The organism is Ralstonia sp. 22086, assembly GCF_052045975.1.
GTDB classification, from domain to species: domain Bacteria; phylum Pseudomonadota; class Gammaproteobacteria; order Burkholderiales; family Burkholderiaceae; genus Ralstonia; species Ralstonia wenshanensis.
Genome location: NZ_JBQEPZ010000008.1, coordinates 1 through 5524 on the forward strand (window position 1 = coordinate 1; position 5524 = coordinate 5524).

A 5524-nucleotide genomic window follows, 5' to 3' on the forward strand; every position below is an offset into this window, starting at 1 on the left:
GTGGTGGTTAGCAGCGAGTTGACGGATAAAAATTCTTCGACGAGTTGTTGACAGCGACGAAAAAGCTCTGCATAATCTCGTTTCTCTGCTGCAGACAACGCAGCGACGCGATAAACAAAGTTAATCGCGAAGTTCTTTAACAAGCAAACAGCCGATAAGTGTGGGCGCTTAATACTGGATGCGACGAACGCAAGTTCGTTAGCTTACAAGTAATGAAGTGCTCGCACAGAAGTAAGGTTTGAACGAAAGTTCAAGTCAGATTCTGAGAGTGAGCGACCGCTCGTAAAGAGCGAAAACAGCAGATTGAACTGAAGAGTTTGATCCTGGCTCAGATTGAACGCTGGCGGCATGCCTTACACATGCAAGTCGAACGGCAGCGGGGGAGAAGCTTGCTTCTCCTGCCGGCGAGTGGCGAACGGGTGAGTAATACATCGGAACGTGCCCTGTAGTGGGGGATAACTAGTCGAAAGATTAGCTAATACCGCATACGACCTGAGGGTGAAAGTGGGGGACCGCAAGGCCTCATGCTATAGGAGCGGCCGATGTCTGATTAGCTAGTTGGTGGGGTAAAGGCCCACCAAGGCGACGATCAGTAGCTGGTCTGAGAGGACGATCAGCCACACTGGGACTGAGACACGGCCCAGACTCCTACGGGAGGCAGCAGTGGGGAATTTTGGACAATGGGCGAAAGCCTGATCCAGCAATGCCGCGTGTGTGAAGAAGGCCTTCGGGTTGTAAAGCACTTTTGTCCGGAAAGAAATGGCTCTGGTTAATACCTGGGGTCGATGACGGTACCGGAAGAATAAGGACCGGCTAACTACGTGCCAGCAGCCGCGGTAATACGTAGGGTCCAAGCGTTAATCGGAATTACTGGGCGTAAAGCGTGCGCAGGCGGTTGTGCAAGACCGATGTGAAATCCCCGAGCTTAACTTGGGAATTGCATTGGTGACTGCACGGCTAGAGTGTGTCAGAGGGGGGTAGAATTCCACGTGTAGCAGTGAAATGCGTAGAGATGTGGAGGAATACCGATGGCGAAGGCAGCCCCCTGGGATAACACTGACGCTCATGCACGAAAGCGTGGGGAGCAAACAGGATTAGATACCCTGGTAGTCCACGCCCTAAACGATGTCAACTAGTTGTTGGGGATTCATTTCCTTAGTAACGTAGCTAACGCGTGAAGTTGACCGCCTGGGGAGTACGGTCGCAAGATTAAAACTCAAAGGAATTGACGGGGACCCGCACAAGCGGTGGATGATGTGGATTAATTCGATGCAACGCGAAAAACCTTACCTACCCTTGACATGCCACTAACGAAGCAGAGATGCATTAGGTGCTCGAAAGAGAAAGTGGACACAGGTGCTGCATGGCTGTCGTCAGCTCGTGTCGTGAGATGTTGGGTTAAGTCCCGCAACGAGCGCAACCCTTGTCTCTAGTTGCTACGAAAGGGCACTCTAGAGAGACTGCCGGTGACAAACCGGAGGAAGGTGGGGATGACGTCAAGTCCTCATGGCCCTTATGGGTAGGGCTTCACACGTCATACAATGGTGCATACAGAGGGTTGCCAAGCCGCGAGGTGGAGCTAATCCCAGAAAATGCATCGTAGTCCGGATCGTAGTCTGCAACTCGACTACGTGAAGCTGGAATCGCTAGTAATCGCGGATCAGCATGCCGCGGTGAATACGTTCCCGGGTCTTGTACACACCGCCCGTCACACCATGGGAGTGGGCTTTACCAGAAGTAGTTAGCCTAACCGCAAGGAGGGCGATTACCACGGTAGGGTTCATGACTGGGGTGAAGTCGTAACAAGGTAGCCGTATCGGAAGGTGCGGCTGGATCACCTCCTTTAAGAGCGTGCATCCGACGTTAGGCGTCCACACTTATCGGTTTGTTTGATGTTACAGCCAAGGGTCTGTAGCTCAGGTGGTTAGAGCACCGTCTTGATAAGGCGGGGGTCGTAGGTTCAAGTCCTACCAGACCCACCAAGTTACGGACGGTGGAAGTTGTTCTCTGCCGTGACTGGGGGATTAGCTCAGCTGGGAGAGCACCTGCTTTGCAAGCAGGGGGTCGTCGGTTCGATCCCGTCATCCTCCACCATTACCTTTTGGTTGCCAAACGCAAGCATCGACGCTGTGTCGATGGTGTTTGCGTTTGGCCTAGCCAAGACGAGCGTAAAAGTTCGGCTGTTCTTTAACAATATGGAATGTAGTAAAGGTGTCGCGGTGCGTTGATGAGACGCACAATCAAAACGCGACACTGGGTTGTGATTGTATCAACCAGTATTACCAGAGCAATCGAAAGATTGTCTTGGAATACGGCACAACGCGAGAACTCAGCCTATAGCGAGACATACTCGTTATAGGGTCAAGCGAATAAGTGCATGTGGTGGATGCCTTGGCGATTACAGGCGATGAAGGACGTAGTAGCCTGCGAAAAGCTGCGGGGAGCTGGCAAACGAGCTTTGATCCGCAGATATCCGAATGGGGAAACCCGGCCCGCATGGGTCATCTGTTACTGAATACATAGGTAACAGAAGCGAACGCAGTGAACTGAAACATCTAAGTAGCTGCAGGAACAGAAATCAACCGAGATTCCCAAAGTAGTGGCGAGCGAAATGGGATCAGCCTTGTACTCTTTAGCAGTATTGTTAGCAAAGCGGAATGGAAAGTCCGGCCATAGTGGGTGATAGCCCCGTATGCGAAAACAGTATTGTGGAACTAGGTGTACGACAAGTAGGGCGGGACACGTGAAATCCTGTCTGAAGATGGGGGGACCATCCTCCAAGGCTAAATACTCGTAATCGACCGATAGTGAACCAGTACCGTGAGGGAAAGGCGAAAAGAACCCCGGGAGGGGAGTGAAATAGATCCTGAAACCGCATGCATACAAACAGTCGGAGCCTGGAAACGGGTGACGGCGTACCTTTTGTATAATGGGTCAGCGACTTACATTCAGTGGCAAGCTTAACCGATTAGGGAAGGCGTAGCGAAAGCGAGTCCGAATAGGGCGTTCAGTCGCTGGGTGTAGACCCGAAACCAAGTGATCTATCCATGGCCAGGTTGAAGGTGCGGTAACACGTACTGGAGGACCGAACCCACTAACGTTGAAAAGTTAGGGGATGAGCTGTGGATAGGGGTGAAAGGCTAAACAAACTTGGAAATAGCTGGTTCTCTCCGAAAACTATTTAGGTAGTGCCTCGTGTCTCACCTTCGGGGGTAGAGCACTGTCATGGTTGGGGGGTCTATTGCTGATTACCCCGCCATAGCAAACTCCGAATACCGAAGAGTGCAATCACGGGAGACAGACATCGGGTGCTAACGTCCGGTGTCAAGAGGGAAACAACCCAGACCGCCAGCTAAGGTCCCTAAATATTGCTAAGTGGGAAACGAAGTGGGAAGGCTAAAACAGTCAGGAGGTTGGCTTAGAAGCAGCCACCCTTTAAAGAAAGCGTAATAGCTCACTGATCGAGTCGTCCTGCGCGGAAGATGTAACGGGGCTAAGCAATATACCGAAGCTGCGGATGCACGTAAGTGCATGGTAGGAGAGCGTTCTGTAAGCCTGTGAAGGTGTCTTGTAAAGGATGCTGGAGGTATCAGAAGTGCGAATGCTGACATGAGTAGCGATAAAGGGGGTGAAAGGCCCCCTCGCCGTAAGCCCAAGGTTTCCTACGCAACGTTCATCGGCGTAGGGTGAGTCGGCCCCTAAGGCGAGGCAGAGATGCGTAGCTGATGGGAAGCAGGTTAATATTCCTGCACCGTCGTATGATGCGATGGGGGGACGGATCGCGGAAGGTTGTCCGGGTGTTGGATGTCCCGGTCCCTGCATTGGAGATGGCACTTAGGCAAATCCGGGTGCGTGATTCAAGGGTGTGGGGCGAGCGACTTTAGGTCGCGAAGCAATTGGAAGTGGTTCCAAGAAAAGCCTCTAAGCTTCAGTCATACGAGACCGTACCGCAAACCGACACAGGTGGGCGAGATGAGTATTCTAAGGCGCTTGAGAGAACTCGGGAGAAGGAACTCGGCAAATTGGTACCGTAACTTCGGGATAAGGTACGCCCTTGTAGTTTGACTAGCTCGCGCTAGAAGGACGAAGGGGTTGCAATAAAATGGTGGCTGCGACTGTTTAATAAAAACACAGCACTCTGCAAACACGAAAGTGGACGTATAGGGTGTGACGCCTGCCCGGTGCCGGAAGATTAAATGATGGGGTGCAAGCTCTTGATTGAAGTCCCGGTAAACGGCGGCCGTAACTATAACGGTCCTAAGGTAGCGAAATTCCTTGTCGGGTAAGTTCCGACCTGCACGAATGGCGTAACGATGGCCACACTGTCTCCTCCCGAGACTCAGCGAAGTTGAAGTGTTTGTGATGATGCAATCTCCCCGCGGCTAGACGGAAAGACCCCATGAACCTTTACTGTAGCTTTGCATTGGACTTTGAACCGATCTGTGTAGGATAGGTGGGAGGCTTTGAAACCGGGACGCTAGTTTCGGTGGAGCCGTCCTTGAAATACCACCCTGGTTTGTTTGAGGTTCTAACCTTGGCCCGTGAATCCGGGTCGGGGACAGTGCATGGTAGGCAGTTTGACTGGGGCGGTCTCCTCCCAAAGTGTAACGGAGGAGTTCGAAGGTACGCTTGGTACGGTCGGACATCGTACCTAAAGTGCAATGGCAAAAGCGTGCTTAACTGCGAGACCGACAAGTCGAGCAGGTGCGAAAGCAGGACATAGTGATCCGGTGGTTCTGTATGGAAGGGCCATCGCTCAACGGATAAAAGGTACTCTGGGGATAACAGGCTGATACCGCCCAAGAGTTCATATCGACGGCGGTGTTTGGCACCTCGATGTCGGCTCATCTCATCCTGGGGCTGTAGCCGGTCCCAAGGGTATGGCTGTTCGCCATTTAAAGAGGTACGTGAGCTGGGTTTAAAACGTCGTGAGACAGTTTGGTCCCTATCTGCCGTGGGCGTTGGAATCTTGACGGGGGCTGCTCCTAGTACGAGAGGACCGGAGTGGACGTACCGCTGGTGTACCTGTTGTCTCGCCAGAGGCATCGCAGGGTAGCTATGTACGGAAGAGATAACCGCTGAAAGCATCTAAGCGGGAAACTTGCCTGAAGATGAGGATTCCCTGGAGACTTGATCTCCCTGAAGGGTCGTTCGAGACCAGGACGTTGATAGGCTGGGTGTGGAAGCGCAGTAATGCGTTCAGCTAACCAGTACTAATTGCCCGTGCGGCTTGATCCTATAACCGGTATGTTTCCGGCTGGGTCTGCCTTGTGCCTGATACTCACACATCACAACCCCAAATCTACATTCCCATATTGGTCGCGTTGACCTCGTCAACGTGGCAACAAGTCATAGCCTGGTGACCATAGCGAGTCGGTACCACCCCTTCCCATCCCGAACAGGACCGTGAAACGACTCCGCGCCGATGATAGTGCGGATTCCCGTGTGAAAGTAGGTCATCGCCAGGCTCTCCCATCCAACACCCCAGCTCCCTTCAAAGAGCTGGGGTGTTTGTCTTTGCGCG

General features: G+C 52.6%; 2 tRNA genes and 3 rRNA genes. All 5 read left to right on the forward strand.

Going from position 1 to position 5524, the window contains the following annotated elements:
• Positions 1 to 305: 305 nt before the first annotated feature.
• A 16S ribosomal RNA gene (locus ACTJK6_RS24215) occupies positions 306 to 1845 on the forward strand.
• Between the two features lie 60 nt (positions 1846 to 1905).
• Positions 1906 to 1982 (forward strand) — tRNA-Ile (locus ACTJK6_RS24220).
• 36 nt (positions 1983 to 2018) lie between these two features.
• A tRNA-Ala gene (locus tag ACTJK6_RS24225) sits at positions 2019 to 2094 on the forward strand.
• A gap of 265 nt (positions 2095 to 2359) precedes the next feature.
• A 23S ribosomal RNA gene (locus ACTJK6_RS24230) occupies positions 2360 to 5238 on the forward strand.
• 117 nt (positions 5239 to 5355) lie between these two features.
• Positions 5356 to 5468, forward strand: a 5S ribosomal RNA gene (rrf, locus tag ACTJK6_RS24235).
• Together the 16S, 23S and 5S rRNA genes with 2 tRNA genes alongside form the textbook arrangement of a ribosomal RNA operon.
• The last annotated feature ends 56 nt before the right edge of the window (positions 5469 to 5524 follow it).